We start from the raw sequence: 17,887 nt of genomic DNA, 5'->3' as shown, positions 1-17,887 counted from the left end.
GTCAGGAGGTCGTGAGGTCGCGTCGGCGGAACAACATGACCCCGGTGGCACCGACGCCGAGTGCGAGCGCCGTGAGCCACACCAGCGGGGTGGCGGTCACGTCCGCGGCCGGCACCGCGGGGACGTGGGTGAAGGGGGACAGGTCCCGGATCGTCTGGGGTAGCCCCAGCAGTGGCCCGAAGAATCCGAAGATCAAGCAGGCTGCGAGCACGCCCCAGGAAAGCCCCGCCGACCAGGCCGGGACACCTCCGAACAGCAGCACGACCAGGGCCGCGACCACGGCGATCGCCGGTACGAAGACGAGGGCCGCCCCCGTGAGACTCACGATATTCCCGGGCACGTCCTCGGTCACCAGACCGTAGGCGAGTCCGCTCGCGACGCCGGTGACCATCTGCAGGACGACGATGCCGGTCACGACCAGGCCGGTGTGCGCGAGCATCCACCGCGGGCGCGAGACCGCCGTCGCGAGAACGGGTTCGAGCCGACCGGCGGTCTCCTCGGCACGCATCCGCAGCAGCGCCTGCACGGCGTAGCCGGCGACCGCGATCGCCATGATGCCGAAGATCGCGGCGAAGTAGGCGTCGACCATGTCCGTGGTGCCGCCGCCCAGCTGCTCCATCATGTCGGCCACCTGGTCGCCCTCGCCGAGGAAGTCGTCGATCTGGTTGCCGATCGCCCCGTACACCACCGCGAGCACGGCGATGCCGAACGCCCACCAGAACAGGATCGTCCGCTGCATCCGCCACGCTGATCCGACCGCCGTCGGCAGCGAACGGGGCGCCCGGGCCGGCCCCGGTCGGGTCGGGACCAGTCCCGAGCCGACGTCCCGGTGCTCGGTGAGGGCGAATGCGCCGGACCCGACCACCAGCGCGAACACGACGGGCAACGCCAGGACCCACCAGGCGTTGTCGTCGTACGGCCGGATCTGCTCGGCCCAGCCGATCGGCGACATCCACGTCGGCCAGCCGCTGGTCACCCGGGTGCCGTCCTCCGTCACCGTGCCCGTCATGTCGCCTACCGCGCGCAACAGGAACGCCACCCCGAGCGCGGCACCGGCCAGGCCGTTCGCGGTCCGGGCGCTGTCCGTCACCTGTGCCGTGACTGCGGCGATCGCCGCGAACGCGATGCCGACCCCCGCCACCGCCGCGCCGAGCGCCAGGGACCCGTCGAGCGGCAGGCCCTGCGCCACCAGGACGACGACGTTGAAGAGTCCGAGCACCAGGTTGGCCCCGACGGCGACCACCAGAGCGGCGGTGAGCAGTGCCGCGCGTCCGACCACGGCGGCCTCGACGAGTTCGGCGCGGCCCGTCTCCTCGTTCTGGCGGGTGTGCCGCACGACCAGCAGCGTGGTCATCAAGGCGGCGGCCAGCGACAGCGGCATGACGATCTGACACGCGAGCACGGCCCCGGCGCTGTAGCCGGAGACGAGACCGTTGGTGGCCAGGGCGACGGGCGACGCCGCGGTGGCGATCGCGAAGCTGCTCAGGTCGGCCTCCGTGGGATACAGACCGAGCACGCTCGAGGCCGAGAACACCTGCAGCGCGGTGAGGGCGAGCAGCCATACCGGCAACTGGACGCGATCGCGGCGCAGGGCGAGTCGCACGAGCCGGGCAGTGCCCGCGTACCGACCCCGCCCCGTCGACTCGGAGGGCGGTGCCGGTGCCGGTGCCGTCCGGGTGCTCATGGTGTCCGCGTCCCGGATTCGGCCCGCCGGTGATTCTCGCCCTCCCGGGCCAGTTCGTCGCCGTAGTGCCGGAGGAACAACTCCTCGAGTGTGGGCGGCGTCGACGTCAGCGACAGGACACCGAACGGCAGCAGCTGCCGGAGCACCCCGTCGATCGCACTGGTGTCCACCTCACAGCGGGTGTGCAGGCCGTCGACCCGCACGTCGTGCACACCCTCGACGGCGTCGAGTCCGGTCACCGGCCGCTGCGTCTCGGCGGTGATCGACGTCCGCGTGAGGTGACGCAGTTCGGCGAGCGTGCCGGTCTCCACCGTCCGGCCCTCGCGGATGATGCTCACCCGATCGCACAGCGCCTCGACCTCGGCCAGGATGTGACTCGACAGCAGGATCGTCTTTCCCGCGTCCGACATCTCCTCGACACAGTCCTGGAACACCGACTCCATCAAGGGATCGAGCCCCGATGTGGGTTCGTCGAGAACGTACAGTTCGACGTCCGACGCGAAGGCCGCCACCAGAGCGACCTTCTGCCGGTTGCCCTTCGAGTACGTGCGCGCCTTCTTCGTCGGATCGAGTTCGAACCGTTCGAGGAGTTCGGCGCGCCGCGACTCGTCCAGCCCGCCGCGCAACCCCGCGAGGAGATCGATCGCCTCACCCCCGGAGAGATTGGGCCACAGATTCACGTCACCCGGAACGTAGGCGAGCCGCCGATGCAGCGACACCGAGTCGCGCCAGGGGTCACCGCCCAGCAGTTGAACGTCGCCCGAGTCCGCACGCAGCAGGCCGAGCAGCACACGGATGGTCGTCGACTTGCCGGAACCGTTGGGGCCGAGGAAGCCGTGCACCTCCCCGGGGCCGACGTCGAGGTCGAGGCCGTCGAGCGCGCGGGTCGGTCCGAACGTCTTGACGAGATTCTCCACCGAGATCGCAGCCATGCCGGCGACGCTACGCCGGTCCGCGGGCGGTGGCACCAGAGTTGCAGCCGCGTCGCGAAGCCGGTGGTGGCTACTGTGGAAGGCACGCAGCGAGCGAACTGTGGGAGGTTGAGGATGCAGGCCAGGCGATGGAGCGAGTTGAGTGACCGTGAGCGCCGGTGGCTTCTCGTTGCCTCCGTCGTCGAGGGGGTCCTGAAGATCGCGGCACTGGTCGACATCAAACGTCGGCCGGCGGACGAGATCCGGGGATCGAAGGCGGTGTGGGCGACCGCTCTGGTGCTGGTCAACTCCGTCGGTGTCGTCCCGATCGCGTACTTCCTGCGTGGGCGGCGGCCGAAGGTGAGCGCCGGCTGAGCGACCCGACACCTCCCCACTCGCCGCCGAGGGGGTGGGCAATATAGCCGGCGCCGACCCGGTCTGGCGGGTTGTCGTGGCCCCCGCGGCCGCCCTCGCCATGTTGATTTACGCGACGTGGTTGATCGTGGCCTTGATGGACCCGCTCACCGCGGCCGGACCGGTCGTGAACGCCATCCTCGTCGCCGTCACACCGGTCAGCGTGGTGGTCGGGTTGGTGGTCGGTGCTCGACTCACGCGACGCGACCGGGACCGATTCGCGCAACTGGGCACCACCGACGTCGACGCCGAACCCTCGATCCCGGCCTGACGGCGAAGACACACCTCGCCGGGCTCGTGCTCGATAATGGGCGCATGCGATCGCGGAGGAAGATCTTGGATGCCACCCTCGCGTTGATCGCGAGCGACGGCTTCGAGCGGGTCACCATCGCGGCGACGGCACACGCTGCCGGCGTCACCCGTCAGACCGTGTACTCCAACTTCGGGTCGCGAGAGGAACTGGTGTCGCAGGCGATCGCCGGTGTCGCCGTCGAGGCACTGAGCGGCATCCATTCCCGCTTGGCGGCCACCGAGACGACGGGCGAGTACGTGGTCGAGCTCATCGTCGCGGGGCGTGCCGCGGTGCGCGCACATCCGGTCCTGGCCACCCTGCTCCAGGCGGAACGAGGCAACCCGGTCTTCGACACGGGCATGATGTCCCGCGCGAAACCCGTTGCGCGCGAATTGCTCGCGCCGCTCGTCGAGCGCGACCCGGGTGTGGAACCGGACCTGGACGACATCGTCGAGATCGCCCTTCGCCTCGCGTTGTCGGTCGTCCTCTTCGACGACGACGCCGTGCACACCGACGACGACCTGCGCCGGTTCCTCGCCCGCTGGCTGCTGCCGGCGATGCCGTCCAGCGCGTAACGGCAGTCACAGTAACTTCTTGACACATCTGCCTCGAAGTGTCTAGTTTGAGCTCGCCTGAGAAACGCTCCACACCGATCTTCTTGTGATCTGGGGGAAAGCTGTGTCTGCATTCAATCGCCGGTCCTTCTTGACCGGGGCCGCTGCCGCGGGGGTCGCGCTCGCGAGTTCCCGGATCGCCGAGGCGAAGCCCGCACGCGCGGAACGGGGGAACGCCGTTCCGCTCACCCGCGAAGACCACCGGGTCATCGTCGTCGGGTCGGGATTCGGGGGCGGAGTGGCGGCACTGCGGCTCGCCGAGGCCGGTGTGCCGGTTCTGGTGCTCGAGCGTGGGATGCGCTGGCCCACAGGTCCGAACGCGGACACCTTCCCGCGCGCGACGGCCCCCGACAAGCGCATCCTCTGGTACCGATCCAGCCCGCAACTCTTCGGCGCCCCGGTGGTCCTGGAGCCGTACACCGGCCTGCTCGAGGCAGTGCCCGGCGACAACATGACCGCACTGTGCGCCGCGGGCGTCGGCGGTGGGTCGCTGGTCTACCAGGGGATGACCCTGCAGCCGGCGGAGGACGTGTTCAACGCGCACCTTCCGGAAGAGCTCGACTGGGCCACCATGGACCGGGTCCACTACCCGCGGGTCGCGCGGATGCTGCAACTGGCGGTCGCGCCCGACGAGCTGATCGACAGCCCGAACTACCAGTCCGCGAGGGTGTTTGCGCAGAACGTGGAACGCGCCGGCCTGCCCGTGTCGAAGATTCCGATGCCGATCGACTGGAACTACGCGCTGGGCGAACTCCGCGGCGACATGACGCCGTCGTACACCAACGGCGACGGCGCGCTCGGGGTCAACAACGGCGGCAAGCACTCCGTCGATGTCACCTACATCGCCGCCGCGGAAGCGACCGGACTGGCGACCGTCGAAACCCAGCACGAGGTCACCGACGTCGAGCGCGCCCCGGACGGCCGCTGGACGGTGTACGTCGACCGGATCGACACGACCGGCGCGGTGCTGGGGAACAAGATCCTCACCACGAACGCCCTGGTGATGGCCGCGGGCAGCCTGAACACCACCAAGTTGCTGGTGCGCGCGGCGGCGAAGGGCCAGATCCCCGATCTGCCGGACGAACTGGGCGCCGGCTGGGGCACCAACGCCGACCGGATCTACATCTGGACGAGCGTCGAAGAAGCATTCGGCGCGCCGCAGGGCGGCCCCGTCGTCTATGGCAGCCTGAACTGGGACGACCCCGCCTCCGCCGTCACGGTCATCCAGGCATCGATCCCGCCGCTGTCCTTCGATGCGCGCAGCACCATGCTCGTCGGTTACGGCGTCAGCGAGGGACGCGGACGATTCGAATACGACTCGGCGAGAGACGAAGCGGTACTGCGGTGGCCGAGAGAGGGCGACGCCGTCGTCCAGAACGGCCGCATCGATCCGATGGTGCGGAAGATCGCCGGTCCCGGGAGCATGCTCACGGACACCAACGCGGTATTCCCCTCCACGTGGCATCCGCTGGGCGGGGCGTCGATGGGCCCGGTCTGCGACCTCGAGGGCCGAGTGCACGGCCAGCGCGGACTGTATGTGCTCGACGGTGCGCTGATGCCCGGCAACACCGCCGCGTGCAACCCCTCGATGACCATCGCGGCGGTGGCCGAACGCGCGCTGGATCAGTTGGTCGCCCACGACGTCGGAACGGTGATCTGATCGTGCATATCGTCAACTCCCCGCGACTCGCCAGAGCCGTCGCGCTGGCCGCCATCGTCTGTGTCAGTGGCGTATTCACCCTCGGTGTGGCCCCGGCGACCGCAGCCCCCGGCGACGACTTCTACCGGCCGCCGGCGGAGTTCGCGTCCGCTCCGGGATCGATCGTCCGCACCGAACCGATGCCGCTGTTCGCCGCGGTCCCGGGAACAGCCGGCGGCTGGCCGGGCACCGGGCAGCGGGTGATGTACACGTCGCGGCTGCAGGACTATTCACCGACGGCGGTCACCGGCACCTTCATCGACGCCACCCGGCCCTGGACCGGCAGCGGACCCCGGCCGACCGTGATCATCGCCCCCGGCACGGTCGGGCAGGGCGATCAGTGCGCACCGTCGAAGGCGTTCTCCACCGGGCTGAACGTGACCACGGCTCCGATCTCGTTGTCCGCCAATCAGGAAGCGTTGTCGGCCGACGTGTGGAGCGCGTTGGGGGCGCGCGTCTTCGTCACCGATTACATCGGTCTCGGCACCCCGGGAGTGCACACCTACGTCAACCGACTCGAAGAAGCCCACGCCGTGCTCGACGCCGCTCGCGCCGCGAATGCACTCAGCGGCAGCGGTCCGGAGACACCACTGGCCCTGTGGGGATACTCCCAGGGCGGCGGGGCCGCCGCGGCCGCCGCCGAACTCCAGTCTTCGTATGCGCCGGAACTGAACATCAAGGGCACCTGGGCAGGCGGACCGCCCGCGGACCTTCTCACGGTGCTCGGCCGGATCGACGGCAACCTCATCGGCGGCGCCGTCGGGTTCGCGATCAACGGATTCGTCGCCCGCTACCCCGAATTGGCGAAGCCCCTCCACGAGCGCATCACCCCCGAGGGCCGGGCGGTGCTGAACACGCTCGCCACCGAGTGCATCGGTGACGTGATCACCAACCAGCCGTTCCTGCACACCAGTACGTACACGAACGACCACAAGTCCCTGCTGGACAACCTGCGCGACATCCCCGAAGCCGGCCCCGTCTTCGACGCGCAGCGTCTGGGCACCCTCACCCCCAGCAGTCCGGTGCTCGTCACCAGCGGCCGCAACGACGACACCGTGCCGTACGAACAGGCCCGCCAACTCGCCGTCGACTGGTGCGACCGGGGCGCGAACGTCACCTTCCGCACCAACGACCTACCGCCCATCGCCCCGGGCACCACCCTCCCGAACCACTTCGGCCCCGAACTCGTCGACGGCTACGGCACCAACGGCGCCGTGTCCTACATTCTCGACCGGTTCGACGACACGCCCGTCGAGGAGGGTTGCACGCTGGGCTGACACCCGCCGCCGACGGGACTCAGACCGGGGCGACGGCGAGTTCCGGCGCGGAGGGGTCGGGGGCGCCGGGCCCGAAGTGGGCGTACTTCTCGATGTGCTGATCGAGGGACAGCGGGCTCGGGGTGCCGTAGGTGAAATACGTTTCCCAGGGGAGCTTCGCGCCGCCGATCGCCAGTCCGGTGTCGATGTCGGACATCTGCCAGGTCTTGGTCTCGGCGTCCGGGTCCATGTGCAGGTAACCGGCCTCGCCGAACAGCTCGATGCGGTTTCCGCCGGGCTCGAACACGTACAGGAACTGGCTCTGCGTGATGCCGTGCTTGTCGGGTCCGGCCTCGATTCGAATGTCGTAGTCGCGGAACATCTCCACGGCGTCGATGTTGTGCTGCCCGGTGCCGTAGTAGAACGCCAGGTGGTGCAGCTTGCCGTGCCCGCCGGTCATGTCCCGCATGCAGGCGACCTCGTGACCGAGCAGGTTCGAGCTCATCCACGCGCCGATCTCGACATTGCCGTCGACGACGCGCTCGGTGGTCCGGAATCCGAGGTGCCGTTCGAACGAGTCCTTCACCGCCGTCACGTCGGACGACATCAGGTTGAGGTGGTCGATGCGCTTCACCGGGATACCCTGCAGCGGCTTCTTGGACGGCCGGGTGAGGATCTTGCTCCGCAGTTCCGGGGGGGCGACGTACTTCTCGGCCTCCCACACCAATTGCAGGTTGTGCCCGTCGGGTGACTGGTACTCGAAGGTCTTGCCGTACCCGAACTGGTCTTCGCTCCACCTGCCGTCGACGTTGCCGTCCACCAGCGACCGAGCGCGTCGCTCGAGGGCTTCCGGCGAACTCGTCCGCATCGCGGCGTGGCCCATGCCGGGCTCGGGTGCTTCGGTGATCTTCAGGCTCCACTGATACGGGTCCTCGTACCCGCGCAGGTACACCGACTGCCCTTCGCGGTGGGTCACGTACATCCCGAGGAACTTCGTGAAGAAGTCCAGCGTCTCCTGCGGCTTGGGGCTGAACAGTTCGGCACGGGCGAGGTGCGCGATGTCGAAACGAGCGTCACTCATGGCTTCTCCTGGTTTCCGACTTCCGGGGCTGCTGCACCGGCTGTGGTCGATGTCACGAGCGTGGCGGACGGGGGTCGGGGCAGTCAGCGCTTTTCGTGATAGCCGAACAGCGGTCGCGTGGAGGCGCTCGCTGTCCGGAACAGCCGAATCGCCAGTCCCGGACCTGCGGATTCTTCCTAGCGTCGACCCCATCACCCAGGGAAGGACTGGAAAGATGAGTCGTCAGAGCGCCGCGATTATCGGCTCCGGGAACATCGGCACGGACTTGATGTACAAGTTGCTGCGGTCCGAGCGGATCGAACCCCGGTACATGATCGGGATCGACCCGGACAGTGAGGGATTGGCCCGCGCCCGCCAGGAGGGCCTCGAGGCGTCCGCCGGCGGACTGGACTGGCTGCTCGCGCAACCGGAACTGCCCGACTTCGTGTTCGAGGCGACGTCGGCGAAGATCCACGCCGCGGCGGCACCGCGCTACGCCGACGCCGGGATCACCGCCATCGACCTCACCCCCGCCTCCGTCGGCCCGTATGTCGTGCCCGCGGTGAACCTCGACGAGCACCTGGGCGCCCCGAACGTGAACATGGTCAGCTGCGCCGGCCAGGCCACCATCCCGATTCTGTATGCGATCAACGAGGTCGCCGACGCCTCCTATGGTGAGATCGTCGCCGCCATCGCCTCCCACAGCGCCGGTCCCGGCACCCGGCAGAATCTCAGCGAATTCAGCGAGAAGACCGGTAAGGCGCTCGCCCGGGTCGCCGGCGCCGACCGCGCCAAGGCCATCTCGGTGATCAACCCGGCCGAGCCGCCGATGAACATGCGCGACACCGTCTACGCCAAGGTCCGCAACCCCGACCCGGCCGCGATCGAGCGGGCCGTGATCGACATGGTCGCCACGGTCCAGCAGTACGTGCCCGGCTACTCGCTGCGCCTGGTCGACGTCGACGGCGACCTCGTCACCGTGATGCTCGAGGTGATCGGCGCCGGCGACTTCCTGCCCACCTACGCCGGCAACCTCGACATCATCACCGCCGCCGCCGTTCAGGTCGCCGACGTCATGGCCCGCCAGAACCTCGTCCAGGGAGCAGCCCAGTGAGTACCGAGAACAACACGATCACCATCGTCGACACCACCCTGCGCGACGGCATGTCGTCGGTGTCGCATCAGTTCACCCCGCAGAACGTCGCGGACATCGCCCGCGGACTCGACCGGGCCGGAGTATCGACGATCGAGGTGGCGCACGGCATCGGTCTCGGCGCCTCGTCCATCCAGTACGGGTTCGCCGCCGCCACCGACCCCGACTACGTCCGCGCCGCCGTCGACGCCGTCGAGGATGCGGACATCGCCGCCCTCTACGTGCCCGGCATCGCGACCCTGGCCGAACTGCAGAAGGCCATCGACGCCGGCATCACCACCGTCCGGGTCGCGGTGCACTGCACCGAGGCCGACTGCGGGCAGCAGCCCGTCGAGTGGGCCAAGGAGCAGGGCCTGACGGTGATGACGTTTCTGATGATGAGCCACAAACTCGACCCCGAACCGCTCGCGGAGCAGGCCGCCAAACTCGACTCCTACGGCGCGGACGTCGTCTATGTCGTCGACTCCGCCGGTGCGATGGTGCCCCGGCACGCCGGGGACCGGGTCGCCGCGCTGCGGCAGGCGATCACCGCGGACATCGGGTTCCACGCCCACAACAACCTCGGTGTCGGTATCGCGAATGCGCTGACCGCCGCGGAGAACGGGGCCACGTTCATCGACGGGTCGCTGCGCGGGCTGGGGGCCAGCGCCGGCAACGCGCAGACCGAGGTCCTCGCCGCGGCGTTCGAACGGGCCGGCTGGGATACCGGGGTGGACCTGTTCCCGCTGATCGATACCGCCGAACACATTGTGGCGCCGTTGATGAAGGAACCGCAGATCGTCGACGAGACCGCCCTGGTCCTCGGGTATGCGGGGGTGTATTCCACGTTCTTCCACCCCACCAAGCGGGCGGCGAAGAAGTTCGGGGTCCCCGCCCGCGACATCCTGATGGAACTCGGTCGCCGCGGCGTGATCGGCGGTCAGGAGGACATGATCATCGACGTCGCCTCCGAACTCGCCGGCCGCACCTACGAAACCCCGGCTCCGGCCGGGGTCTGACAGGCAAGGAACACCATGACCACGACGGAATCCGCCCCTGTGGTGACCGAGGTTCGTCATCTCATCGGCGGCGACTGGACGACTGCCTCGGACGGCGCCACCTTCGAAACCCGTGATCCGCACGACGACTCGCTCCTCGGTAATGTCGCCCGCGGAACCGCCGCAGACGGCGCGGACGCCATCACCGCGGCGCGGACGGCGTTCGACGAGGGCCCCTGGCCGCAGTTGTCGCCGAAGGAGCGCGCGAAGATCCTCCATGCGGTCGCCGACAAGGTCGACGAGCACCGCGAGGAACTGGCGCTTCTCGAGACCCGAGACGGCGGCAAGAGCATCAATCAGTCGCTGCATGCCGAGATCCCGCGGGTCGCCCACAATCTGCGGTTCTTCGCCGACTACGTGTCGATGGCGGCGAACGAGGCGTACCCGGACGGCGACCTGCTCTCCTACACCCTGTACCCGCCCGCCGGGGTGGTCTCGGCGATCAGCCCCTGGAACGCGCCGTTGATGCTCGCGACGTGGAAGATCGCCCCCGCGTTGGCCTTCGGCAACACCACCGTTCTCAAGCCCGCACCGCAGACACCGCTCACCGCGCACCGCTTCGCCGAACTCGCCCTCGAGGCCGGACTGCCGCCTGGGGTCCTCAACGTGGTGCACGGATTCGGCGGCGAGGCCGTCGCCGGCCCACTCACCGCCGACCCCCGCGTCGACCGGATCACGTTCACCGGATCGAGCGCCACCGGCGTGAAGATCCTCCAGTCCGCCGCGGTCAACCACACCCCGGTCTCGGCCGAGATGGGCGGCAAGTCCGCGAACATCGTCTTCGACGACGCCGACCTCGACGTCGCCGTTCCCATGTCGATCCGGGCGATCTTCGGCGGCAACGGTCAGGTGTGCCTGTCGGGTTCCCGCCTGCTGGTGCAGAACTCGATCATGGACGAGTTCCTCGAGCGGTTCACCGAGGAGGCACGCAAGCTCACCGTCGGCGACCCGAAGGATCCCGCGAACTTCGTCGGGCCGCTGATCGAGGAGAAGCACCTCGAGAAGGTGCACAGCTACGTCGAATTGGCGCAGGAAGAAGGTGGCAAGATTGTCACCGGCGGATCCCGGCTCACCGACGATGCCCGGGCGCGAGGGTTCTACTACCCGCCGACCGTGATCACCGGACTCACCAACGACTCGCGCACTGCGCGGGAGGAAATCTTCGGTCCCGTCGAAACCGTCCTCGGCTTCGACACCGAAGACGAGGCACTGCGCATCGCCAACGACTCCCCGTACGGCCTGGCCGGGATCCTGTTCACCGACAACCTGAACCGGGCTCACCGGATGGCGGCGCGGTGGAAGGCCGGCACGGTGTGGATCAACACCTTCTTCGAACGCGACCTGCGGCTGCCGTTCGGCGGCGAGGGCAGCAGCGGGCTCGGCCGTGAGGGCGGCCAGTACTCGCGTGAGTTCTTCACCGAGCCCCGGGCGGTCACCATCCGCCTGCGCAGCTGATCCCCTGTCGTCCATGAGCGGCCGGGGCGGTACCCACCGCCCCGGCCGTCCGTCTTTCCTCGAGGAGAACACTCTCGTGACTACACCCGACCTCTGCGTCGTCGTCGGCGCGACCGGCGCGATGGGCACCGAGATCACCCTGAGACTGGCCCGCCGCGGCCTCCGCGTCCTCGCCGTTGCCCGCAACCCTGACGACCTCGAGAAACTCGCCGCGGCGGACGAGCGGATCATCCCCTGCCGCGCCGACATCGCCGACGACAGCGCCATCGAGGCAATCTCCGCTCGGGTGGATTCGCCGGTCCGCATGGCGTTGTTCGCGGCCGGGCTGCCGGTTCGGGGCTCCGCCGACACGATCCCACCCGGCGACCTGGCCGTGGCGGCGAACATCAAGGTCGGCGGACTCGTCCGCCTCCTGCACTCCGTCCGTGATCATCTCGTCGACGGCTCCCGGTTCGTCACCATCGCCGGTTCCCTCGGCCTCGAACCCGGCCCGCTCGATGCCGCTCCCGGCACGGCCAACGCCGCCGTCTTCAACCTCATGCGGCAACTCAGTGCCCTCTACGGGCCGAGGGGCGTCACCACCCACACGATCGCACCCGGACCGGTGGACACCCCACGGCTGCGCGCGTTCGTCGAGACGGAATCCGCGGAGACCGGACGGGACCCGGAGCAGATCTGGGACCGCTACCGGGCCAAGACCACCCTCGGCCGCCTGCCGACGCTCCAGGAGATCGGCTGGATCGTCGAGACGCTGCTCGCACCCGAAGCTGCGGTGCTGCACGGCTCGGTGATCAACGTCGACGCCGGAACCCGGCACGGAATCCACTGACCCCGAGTTCGAAAGGATCTGTCGCTCATGCCTGTTGCCCATTTCCACCTCGTCGACGGGGCGTACACCGCCGAGCAGCACCGCACGTTGCTGACCGAGGCGAGTCGGTGTTACGCCGAGGTGCTCGACTCTCCGATCGAACGCGTCCGGACCTTCATCGTGCGCTACACCCCCGGCGACGTCGCCGTCGCCGGAGCCGTTGTCGCCGACGGTGCGCCGCCGGCGCCGTACTTCACCGCGATCGTGCTCGCCGGACGCCCTGCGTCGCAACGCGAGGAACTCGCGGCCCGCTTCACCGATCTGGTCGTCGACGTCCTCGGTGAGGACCGGGCACTCGTACGCGGCCAGATCGTCGAAGTCGACCCCGTGAACTGGGCGATCGCCGGGAACTCCGCCGCCGCGACGCGCGCTGGCGAGATCTCGGCCCGCGCGAGGTCGATATCCTGATTCGCCCCATGCATACGTACGTATGGGGCGGTCGCGACACTCGTCGCGACCGCCCCGGTCGTCGGGCAATGTCTTCAGAACCCCCAGGGCTCGTCACGCCCGAGGAGTTCGAGCGACCGAAAACTGCCGGTGTAGAAGACGAGCGGGTGTCCGTCGTCGTACGACAGCTGCTCGACCCGGCCCACGTGCAAGGTGTGATCGCCCGCGGGATGTGAGGCGACGACCGTGCATGCCAGATGGACCAGGGCGCCCTCGAGGAGCGGAACGCCCTTGCGCCAGAGGAATCGGACCAGATCCGGCTGCTGCGTGGCGCCTGCGAAGTGCAGCGACACCGGTTCCTGGTCGCCTGCGAGGATGGAGACGCCGTACGTTCCGGTCTCGCGGATCTTCGCGTCCATCTTCGCGCGCGTCGAGATCGAGACGAGCACGAGCGGAGGGTCCAGCGAGACGGAAGTGAACGCATTGGCGGTCATCCCGTGCACCGACTCCTCGTCCTCACATTCGGCGGTGGTGACGATGGTGACGCCGCTGGCGAAGCGTCCCAGCGCCTTCCGCATGTGAGGGGGAGTCACCTCGAGATCGGATCCGCAGACCGTGTCAGTCATGGCTGTGCTCCTCATCTGCCGGCTCACTCAGCCCCGGACGATCCGCAGATCGTCGTTGTTGATGAGATCGGGCCGGGTCCAGCCGTCTACGTCGTACTCGGACATGCACTGTTCGGCGAACCCCTTGAGCGTTGTGTCCTGACCGCTGGCTTGGTAGGCGAACAGCGTCTGGAACCGGACGGCCTCGTGATCGCCGCCGTAGTTGCGCTCGTAGAGTTCGTGACGCCCGCCGAATTCCGTTCCGACGGCGTCCCACAGCAGTTTGAGCAACTGGACGCGGTCGATGGCGGCGATGCCGTTCGACCCGCGCACGTACTGGTCGAGATACGGGCGCATCGCCGGGTTCGCCCAGTCGCTCGCATGCGAGTTCAGATAGATGAGGCCGCTGCCCAGCACCTGCTGGATGATCTCCTTGACCCGCGGATACCCCACCCCCATGAACGTGCGGTACGCGAGACCGTAGTTGAGGTTCGGCTGCACGGCACCGTTCACCCATTGTTCGGGCGACTTGGCCATCGCGTCCGACAGCCCCCAGAACATGTCGCGCCAGTTGAGGATCTCCCCGATCTGCATCTGCACTCCGCGGAAGCCGGCGGAACCGGTCATCTCGACGCCCTTCATCACACAGCCGGCGATGAAGTCGAGCTTGACCGCGAGCCGGGCGCATCCGTGGAACATGAAGCGGGAGAGGAATCCCGATTTCATGACGAAGTTGTTGGTCGTCTCGGTGTCGTAGGCGAAGACGTTCTCCCACGGCACGAGCACCCGGTCGAACACCATGATCGCGTCGTTCTCGTCGAACCGGCTCGACAGCGGGTAGTCGAACGGGCTGCCCATCACCGCGGCGTTCATCTCGTAGGACGTGCGGCAGAACAACTTCAGTCCGGGGGAATCCATCGGCGCCGTGAAGATCAGGCCGTACTCCTTCTTACGGAGCGGCAGTCCGTAGTGGGCGATGAAGTTAGCGTTGGTGATCGCCGATCCCGTCGCGACCACCTTCGCGCCCGACACGATCAGGCCCGCATCCGTCTCCTCGACCACGTGCACACACACGTCGGCGGTCTCGTCGGCAGGCTTGTCGCGGTCGATCGGCGGGTTGACGATGGCGTGGTTGAGGTAGAGCATCCGTTCCTGCGACTGTTTGTACCAGCGCAGTGCGTTGTCGCGGTACGGGCCGTAGAAGTCGGCGTTGGCCCCCAGTGTGCCGAGGAACGAGGCCTTGTAGTCGGGCGACCGGCCCAGCCAGCCGTACACCTCACGCTGCCAGGCAACGATCGCGTCGCGGGCGAGGACCAGGTCGTCCGCGCTGCGCGCAGTCTTGAAGAAGGGGTGCGTGAAGCCGCCGTTGCCGGTGTCGGTGGGCACCGCCAGCACGCCCTTCGCCTCCGGCCGGTGCAGTGCGTCGTACATCCGCGCCACCGATCGTGCCGAGTTGCGGAAGGCTGGATGGGTGGTGACGTCGTCGACGCGCTCCCCGCGGAAGTACACCTCACGGCCGTCCCGCAACGATTCGAGGTACTCGTCGCCGGTCATGGGCCGGGCGTCGTTGGGCACTCCGACGGCAGTGTCGACGAATGCTGATGTGGTCATGGAGGCACTCCTGGTCTCGTTGGGCAGGAATCTGTTTCGGCATCGAAAGCCGCCGGGGCGCATCGGTCCTCGCCGTCGGTGTGGTCCTCGCCGGGGTGGGGTATATTGACCCGAACGCCACGTTCCTGTGATCTGGAACACTATTAGGCGAAGGTGTGGTGGACCATGGCTGAGCGCGAACGATCGTATGACTCCGCGTGCACCGACGCGCCCGCGATCGTCTCCCTGAGTACACGGGAGCTGGGTACCGGTGAGGGTCGCGTCCAGTGGGCAAGCACCCTGGAGCAGCTCTACTGCGAGACCGACGTCGCGTGGCCGGAGCCGCGGCGGCATTTCGACGCGGAATGGGGCGGACGGCCGTTCGGGGATCTGCACGTCAGCACGATCCGGGCCGATGCCCACACCGTCGTCCGCTCACCCTCGATGATCCAGTCCGATTCGGGGGAAGGATATTTGGTCTGTCTCGTCACGGACGGATGCGTGGAGGTCCGGCAGTCCGGCCGGACAACGACGGTGGAGCGGGGTTCCTTCACGCTCCTCGACTGCTCCGCGCCCTTCGTGTTTCACTCACCGGCCCCGTTCCGGCAGATCGTCGTGCGCTCGCCCCGGAGCGTGCTCACCGCGCGTCTGCCCGGCCGCCTCGTCGAGCACGGCACAGCTCGATCGATCTCCGGCGCCACCGGTCCGGGCGGACTGGTCGGTCGCTTACTCGTCGACATCGCGAGCCTGGAGGCGCCGATGTCGGAGGGAGCCGCGGTCTCGTTCGCATCCTCCACCGTCGACATGCTGGCGACGGCTCTCACCGAGGGCCCACTCGCCACCAACCCCGCCCACCTCCACCGCACGGAAGACCTCGCGCGAGTACAGCGGGTGATCGAACAGAATCTCCACGACGCGGAACTCACACTGTCCGACATCGCGGCAGCGGCGGGAATGTCGCTGCGCACCGTGCACAAACTGTTCAGTGCCGCAGACACCACGACGCGGGCCTGGTTGTACCAGGCCCGCCTCGAACGTGCACGGAAGTACCTGCTCACCACCGAACTGTCCGTCGCGGACGTCAGCGACTGCGCAGGCTTCCGCGACGTGTCCCATTTCAGCCGATTGTTCCGCGGCACCTTCGGTGCGAGCCCCGGGCAGTACCGGAAGGCCCACGCACCGAAAGGCGTGTAGTGAGGAACGTTCAGGGCAGGGGGCGCTCACCGAACTCATTCGCCGCCTCCCGAATCCGCGTCTCGTGGAGGACCCGCCGCCCTGTCGCGGCCAACCCCGTGCTGACGGGCACGTTCGTTGAACCGCAGGTCTGCGGGTGCCCCACCGAGACGACGATCGTCACGGTGCCGAGGGCGACGAGGTTGCGTTCGAACTGCGGGAGTTCGCCTCCAAAACGTGTCGGACCCCCGCGGTAGAATTCGCGCATGAGTTCGACTGGGGGGTCGGTGAAAAGCCGGGTGGCGCAGCATCTGTCGATGCTCGCTGCCGCGGTCGATGGACTCCTCGATGCCGGGTTGACGGAATTGTCGGACGGTGAGGTCGTCGACATGATGCGCGGGGTGGAACAGTCGCTCCGTCGAGCGGATGCGCTGTCGCACCGGCTGATCGTGGAGAGTGTGGAACGCTCGGTCCCGGCGAGTCTGGGTTACAACTCACCGAAGAAGATGCTGATCGACGTGCTCCGGATCTCGGCGGCGGACGCGTCCGCCCGTGTCGCCGCGGCCCGCGAGCTGGGGGTGTGGCACACCCTGTCCGGCGACCCGATGCCGCCGGCACTGCCGGAAACCGCTGCGGCACAGCATGACGGCGGCATCGGTGTCGGCCACGTGCGCGCGATCACGAAGGTGATGCGCAAGATTCCCCACGCCGTCGGCAACGAGGCGCTCGCCGACGCGGAGGCGGTGCTGGCCCATCTCGCCCGGGAGGGCACCCCGGAGGACGTCGAGCAGGCCGGGCACCGGCTACTGGCCTATCTGAACCCGGACGGGAACCTCGGTGACGACCGCGACCGGAAACGCCGGCGGGGTATCTCGATCGGGCGGCAAGACACCGAACTGATGTCGAAAATCTCCGGTGAACTCGACCCCGTCGCGCGGGCGCTGCTCGATCCGATTCTCGCCAAATGGGCCCGGCCGGGAATGAACAATCCGGACGATCCCGAGTCGCCCACCGGTGACGCCGAGGACCCGTCGATCGATCGCGAGATGTTGGCGGCGGCCGCCGCCCGCGACACCCGCACCGCGGCGCAACGTCACCACGACGCGTTCAGCGCGATGTTCCGCGTGCTGCTCGAGTCGGGGGTGCTGGGCCGGCACCGGGGACTGCCGACCACGGTGATCGTCACGATGACGCTCGAACAATTGGAACGAGCGATCGGCGGTCTCGCCACGACGGCGACCGGCGGATTACTCCCGATCGAGGACGCCCTGGCCCTGGCCGAGGACGCGCATCCGGTGCTCGCACTGTTCGACCATGCGGGTCGCCCGCTGCATCTGGGGCGGCGGCGCCGTCTGGCCGGCGCCGATCAGCGCCTCGCCCTGATCGCGGCAGATGCGGGCTGCACCCGGCCCGGGTGCGCGGCACCGGCGAGTCTGTGTGCGGTGCATCATGTCACGGACTGGCACAAGGGTGGGCACACCGACATCGACAGTCTGGCCCTCGTGTGCGACGCCTGCCATGCCCAGGTCAACGACGGCCCGGCCGGGTGGTCGACGAGGTCCGCGCCAGAACATTCCAGATACCCGGGCCGGACCGAATGGATTCCGCCACCGCACATCGACCCGACCCGACCCGAAGACCGCGCATCAACCACCGACATCACCCCGGTGAGTTGATCGAGCATGCGCG

The 17,887-nt window shown here is 68.3% G+C and carries 17 protein-coding genes; 12 read left to right on the top strand and 5 right to left on the bottom strand.

The genetic code is table 11. From position 1 onward, the window contains the following. Window position 1: 1 nt before the first annotated feature. Both ACFTWF_RS33155 and ACFTWF_RS33150 read right to left on the bottom strand, forming a co-directional pair. Window positions 2-1,684 carry an ABC transporter permease gene (locus tag ACFTWF_RS33155; protein WP_378465325.1) on the bottom strand — a complete coding sequence of 561 codons (1,683 nt, stop codon included), beginning with the start codon at window positions 1,682-1,684 and terminating at the stop codon, window positions 2-4. Then, the gene (locus ACFTWF_RS33150) at window positions 1,681-2,616 is read right to left on the bottom strand and encodes an ATP-binding cassette domain-containing protein (protein ID WP_378465324.1); all 936 of its coding nucleotides are present in this window, start codon (window positions 2,614-2,616) and stop codon (window positions 1,681-1,683) included. Before ACFTWF_RS33150 ends, ACFTWF_RS33155 begins: the two co-directional genes overlap by 4 nt. 138 nt (window positions 2,617-2,754) lie before the next feature. On the opposite strand from ACFTWF_RS33150, the gene ACFTWF_RS33145 reads away from it, so the two are divergent. The 5 genes from ACFTWF_RS33145 to ACFTWF_RS33125 all read left to right on the top strand — a co-directional run bounded on the left by ACFTWF_RS33145 (window position 2,755) and on the right by ACFTWF_RS33125 (window position 6,891). After that, window positions 2,755-2,970 carry a DUF5652 family protein gene (locus ACFTWF_RS33145; RefSeq protein ID WP_378465323.1) on the top strand — a complete coding sequence of 72 codons (216 nt, stop codon included), beginning with the start codon at window positions 2,755-2,757 and terminating at the stop codon, window positions 2,968-2,970. A 34-nt stretch (window positions 2,971-3,004) separates the two neighbouring features. Beyond that, a complete protein-coding gene (locus ACFTWF_RS33140) occupies window positions 3,005-3,280 on the top strand; it encodes a hypothetical protein (protein ID WP_378465322.1) in 276 nt (91 codons plus the stop codon). Between the two features lie 44 nt (window positions 3,281-3,324). Continuing rightward, window positions 3,325-3,876: a TetR/AcrR family transcriptional regulator gene (locus tag ACFTWF_RS33135; RefSeq protein WP_378465321.1), complete on the top strand. Its 552-nt coding sequence runs from the start codon at window positions 3,325-3,327 to the stop codon at window positions 3,874-3,876. 103 nt (window positions 3,877-3,979) lie between these two features. Next, window positions 3,980-5,575 (top strand): GMC oxidoreductase, encoded by a 1,596-nt coding sequence (locus ACFTWF_RS33130; RefSeq protein ID WP_378465320.1) that lies wholly within the window; start codon window positions 3,980-3,982, stop codon window positions 5,573-5,575. Window positions 5,576-5,577: 2 nt separating this feature from the next. Next, the gene (locus tag ACFTWF_RS33125; RefSeq protein ID WP_378465319.1) at window positions 5,578-6,891 is read left to right on the top strand and encodes a lipase family protein; all 1,314 of its coding nucleotides are present in this window, start codon (window positions 5,578-5,580) and stop codon (window positions 6,889-6,891) included. A gap of 19 nt (window positions 6,892-6,910) precedes the next feature. Here the strand turns inward: ACFTWF_RS33125 and ACFTWF_RS33120 are convergent, their stop codons facing one another. Then, on the bottom strand, window positions 6,911-7,951 hold the full coding sequence (locus ACFTWF_RS33120) for a VOC family protein (RefSeq protein ID WP_378465318.1): 1,041 nt from the start codon (window positions 7,949-7,951) through the stop codon (window positions 6,911-6,913). Between the two features lie 214 nt (window positions 7,952-8,165). Here ACFTWF_RS33120 and ACFTWF_RS33115 point away from each other — a divergent pair, with 214 nt between their 5' ends. The 5 genes from ACFTWF_RS33115 to ACFTWF_RS33095 all read left to right on the top strand — a co-directional run bounded on the left by ACFTWF_RS33115 (window position 8,166) and on the right by ACFTWF_RS33095 (window position 12,851). Further along, window positions 8,166-9,044, top strand: a complete 879-nt coding sequence (locus ACFTWF_RS33115) for an acetaldehyde dehydrogenase (acetylating) (protein WP_378465317.1) — start codon at window positions 8,166-8,168, stop codon at window positions 9,042-9,044. Next, complete coding sequence (gene dmpG, locus ACFTWF_RS33110) at window positions 9,041-10,081, top strand: 4-hydroxy-2-oxovalerate aldolase (protein ID WP_378465316.1); 1,041 nt, start codon at window positions 9,041-9,043, stop codon at window positions 10,079-10,081. Before ACFTWF_RS33115 ends, dmpG begins: the two co-directional genes overlap by 4 nt. A gap of 15 nt (window positions 10,082-10,096) precedes the next feature. Next, window positions 10,097-11,575: an aldehyde dehydrogenase gene (locus tag ACFTWF_RS33105; protein ID WP_378465315.1), complete on the top strand. Its 1,479-nt coding sequence runs from the start codon at window positions 10,097-10,099 to the stop codon at window positions 11,573-11,575. Between the two features lie 76 nt (window positions 11,576-11,651). Further along, a complete protein-coding gene (locus ACFTWF_RS33100; protein ID WP_378465314.1) occupies window positions 11,652-12,404 on the top strand; it encodes an SDR family NAD(P)-dependent oxidoreductase in 753 nt (250 codons plus the stop codon). A 27-nt stretch (window positions 12,405-12,431) separates the two neighbouring features. Further along, window positions 12,432-12,851, top strand: coding sequence for a tautomerase family protein (locus ACFTWF_RS33095; RefSeq protein ID WP_378465313.1), 420 nt, complete (start codon window positions 12,432-12,434; stop codon window positions 12,849-12,851). A 74-nt stretch (window positions 12,852-12,925) separates the two neighbouring features. Here the strand turns inward: ACFTWF_RS33095 and nphA are convergent, their stop codons facing one another. Then, window positions 12,926-13,456: an NADH-dependent flavin reductase gene (nphA, locus tag ACFTWF_RS33090; protein WP_378465312.1), complete on the bottom strand. Its 531-nt coding sequence runs from the start codon at window positions 13,454-13,456 to the stop codon at window positions 12,926-12,928. A 27-nt stretch (window positions 13,457-13,483) separates the two neighbouring features. Further along, the gene (locus ACFTWF_RS33085; protein ID WP_378465311.1) at window positions 13,484-15,046 is read right to left on the bottom strand and encodes a 4-hydroxyphenylacetate 3-hydroxylase family protein; all 1,563 of its coding nucleotides are present in this window, start codon (window positions 15,044-15,046) and stop codon (window positions 13,484-13,486) included. A gap of 165 nt (window positions 15,047-15,211) precedes the next feature. Here ACFTWF_RS33085 and ACFTWF_RS33080 point away from each other — a divergent pair, with 165 nt between their 5' ends. Together ACFTWF_RS33080 and ACFTWF_RS33075 are read left to right on the top strand one after the other, a co-directional pair. Beyond that, the gene (locus ACFTWF_RS33080; RefSeq protein ID WP_378465310.1) at window positions 15,212-16,219 is read left to right on the top strand and encodes a helix-turn-helix domain-containing protein; all 1,008 of its coding nucleotides are present in this window, start codon (window positions 15,212-15,214) and stop codon (window positions 16,217-16,219) included. Window positions 16,220-16,464: 245 nt separating this feature from the next. Beyond that, window positions 16,465-17,874 (top strand): DUF222 domain-containing protein, encoded by a 1,410-nt coding sequence (locus tag ACFTWF_RS33075; protein ID WP_378465309.1) that lies wholly within the window; start codon window positions 16,465-16,467, stop codon window positions 17,872-17,874. Window positions 17,875-17,887: the final 13 nt, after the last annotated feature.

The organism is Rhodococcus sp. NPDC056960, assembly GCF_042674125.1.
Lineage (GTDB): Bacteria > Actinomycetota > Actinomycetes > Mycobacteriales > Mycobacteriaceae > Rhodococcus_F.
This window is presented reverse-complemented; position numbering and strand designations above follow the sequence as displayed.